The organism is Cellulomonas sp. ACRRI, assembly GCF_022346185.1.
Classification (GTDB): domain Bacteria; phylum Actinomycetota; class Actinomycetes; order Actinomycetales; family Cellulomonadaceae; genus Cellulomonas.
Genome location: NZ_JAKRMS010000232.1, coordinates 1 through 2599 on the forward strand (window position 1 = coordinate 1; position 2599 = coordinate 2599).

Below are 2599 nucleotides of genomic sequence, written 5' to 3' on the forward strand. Positions count from 1 at the left end.
GCGCCGCCGCCCTCGACCGCCCCGGTGCCCTCGACGGCCCCGGCGCGCCCGGTCCGCACGACCCGGGTCCCGGCGGCCTGCGGCCCCGCACCCCGGCAACGGACGCCCCGCTGCGCGACGACCTGCGCGCCCGGGTGGCCGCGCTGCTGGACGCCCCGGCGGGGGCCGGGGCGCCGCCCCGGCGGCTGCTCGGCCTCGCAGGCGCGCCGGGCGCGGGCAAGTCGACGCTGAGCGCGCAGATCCTGGCCGCGTTCCCCGGCCGGTGCGTCGTGGTGCCGATGGACGGGTTCCACCTCGCGCAGACCGAGCTCGAACGGCTCGGCCGCGCCGACCGCAAGGGGGCACCGGACACGTTCGACGCGGCGGGCTACGTGGCGCTGCTCCGCCGGCTGCGCGAGCCGGTGCCGGGGGAGACGGTCTACGCGCCCGAGTACCGTCGCGACCTGCGCAACGGCGTGGCCGGGGCGATCGGGGTCCCGGCGGACGTCCCCCTGGTCATCACCGAGGGCAACTACCTGCTGCTGGACCAGCACGGGTTCGCGCCGGTCCGCGACCTCCTCGACGCGTGCTGGTTCGTCGACCTGCCCGAGGAGGTGCGGGCCGAGCGGCTCGTCGCCCGGCACGAGCTGTTCGGCAAGCCGCCGGCCGCCGCGTACGCGTGGACGCACGGCCCGGACCAGCGCAACGCCGACCTGGTCGCGGCGACCCGCGCCCGGGCCGACGCCGTGGTCACGGTCGACTGACGCCGCGAGCGCGTCCGCGCGCGAGGCACCCGCGCGCCGGTGGGAGACTGGGGGCGTGAGCAGGTTTCCCGCGCGGGCGGTCGTGGACCTCGGGGCCGTGCGTGCCAACGCGCGGGCCCTGGGCGACCTCGCCCCGACGGCGCAGCTCATGGCGGTCGTCAAGGCCGACGCGTACGGCCACGGCCTGCTGCCCATCGCGCGCGCCGCGGTGGCGGGCGGCGCGACCTGGTTGGGCGTGGCGCAGGTGGCCGAGGCGCTGGCCCTGCGCGCCGGCGGCGTCACCGCCCGCGTGCTGACCTGGCTGTACGCCCCGGGCGCCCCGCTGGCCGAGGCCGTGGCGGCCGACGTCGACCTGTCCGTCGCCGCGCCGTGGGCGTTGCGCGAGGTCGCCGACGCCGCGCGCGCGACGGGCCGCGCCGCCCGCGTCCACGTGAAGGTCGACACCGGCCTGGGGCGCAACGGACTGACCCCGGCGGACCTGCCGGGCGTCGTCGACGAGGCGCTGCGGCTCGAGGCCGAGGGCGTGGTCCGGCTGGTGGGCATCTGGTCGCACCTGGCGTTCGCCGACGAGCCCGGGCACCCGAGCCTGCACGCGCAGGGCGACGTCCTGCGCGCCGCGGCGGCCGACGCCGAGGCCCGCGGCGCGCGGTTCGAGGTCCGGCACATCGCCGCCTCGGCCTCCACGCTGACCGACCCGGAGCTGCACCTCGACCTGGTGCGCCCGGGCATCGCCCTGTACGGCCTGACCCCGGTCCCGCAGCTCGGCGGGCCGGAGCGGTTCGGGCTGGTGCCGGCGATGACCGTCGAGGCGGAGCTCGCGACCGTCAAGCGGCTGCCCGCGGGGCACGGCGTGTCCTACGGCCACCACTACGTGACGCCGCGGGACACGGTGGTCGGGGTGGTGCCGCTGGGCTACGCGGACGGGGTGCCGCGGCACGCCTCCGGGCAGGACGGCGCCCCGGGCGCCCCGCTCGGGGTCGGGGGCCGGCGCCTCGCGATCGCCGGGCGGGTCTGCATGGACCAGGTGATGGTGGACCTCGGCCCGGGGGGGGCGGAGCAGGCCGGCGACCGCGTGGTGCTGTTCGGCACCGGCGCGGACGGCGGCCCGACGGCGCAGGACTGGGCCGACGCGGCGGGCACCATCAGCTACGAGATCGTGACCCGGCTCGGTGCCCGGGTGCCGCGGGTGTACGTGGACGGCGGCCGGGAGGTCCCGGCGAGCGACGCGCAGCGCGTCGCGGAGGGAGTGGCGTGAGCGAGCAGGACGGGGCGACCGCGACGGTGGCCGAGACGACGGTGGACCTGGCGGACGCGGACGCGACCCGCGCGTACGGCGAGGCGCTCGCGGCGCTGCTGCGGGCGGGCGACCTGGTGGTGCTCACCGGCGACCTCGGCGCGGGCAAGACCACGCTGACCCAGGGGATCGGCACGGGTCTGGGCGTGCGCGGCGCGGTCGCGTCGCCGACGTTCGTCATCGCGCGGGTGCACCCGCCGCTCCCGCGCCCCGACGGCGCGACGGGGCCGACCCTGGTGCACGTCGACGCCTACCGGCTCGGCTCGCTCGACGAGGTCGACGCGCTCGACCTGGACACCTCGCTCGACGAGTCGGTGACCGTCGTCGAGTGGGGCGAGGGCCTGGTCGAGTCGCTGGCCGACGACCGCCTGGAGGTGGCCCTGCGCCGCCCCCGGGGGTCCGACGCGGCCGGCGCCCCGCCGCACACCGAGGACGCCGAGGACGCCGCCGCGGGCGTCCGGACCGTGACCGTCCGCGCCCGGGGCGAGCGGTGGCGCGGTGTCGCGCTGCCGGACGCTCCGGCCGCCGCCCCCGCCGCCCCCGCCGCGCCGCCCGCCTGACC

Annotated in this window: 3 protein-coding genes; all 3 read left to right on the top strand. The window is 79.3% G+C overall.

Translation table 11 applies throughout. The features are described from left to right. Positions 1-110 precede the first annotated feature (110 nt). The 3 genes from MHY85_RS20795 to tsaE are packed head-to-tail and all read left to right on the top strand — an operon-like array spanning position 111 to position 2597. Positions 111-743, top strand: a complete 633-nt coding sequence (locus MHY85_RS20795; protein ID WP_374234261.1) for a nucleoside/nucleotide kinase family protein — start codon at positions 111-113, stop codon at positions 741-743. A gap of 55 nt (positions 744-798) precedes the next feature. Further along, the gene (gene alr / locus MHY85_RS20800; RefSeq protein WP_239200330.1) at positions 799-1998 is read left to right on the top strand and encodes an alanine racemase; all 1200 of its coding nucleotides are present in this window, start codon (positions 799-801) and stop codon (positions 1996-1998) included. Continuing rightward, complete coding sequence (gene tsaE, locus MHY85_RS20805) at positions 1995-2597, top strand: tRNA (adenosine(37)-N6)-threonylcarbamoyltransferase complex ATPase subunit type 1 TsaE (protein WP_239200332.1); 603 nt, start codon at positions 1995-1997, stop codon at positions 2595-2597. The genes alr and tsaE overlap by 4 nt, the downstream gene beginning before the upstream one ends. Positions 2598-2599: the final 2 nt, after the last annotated feature.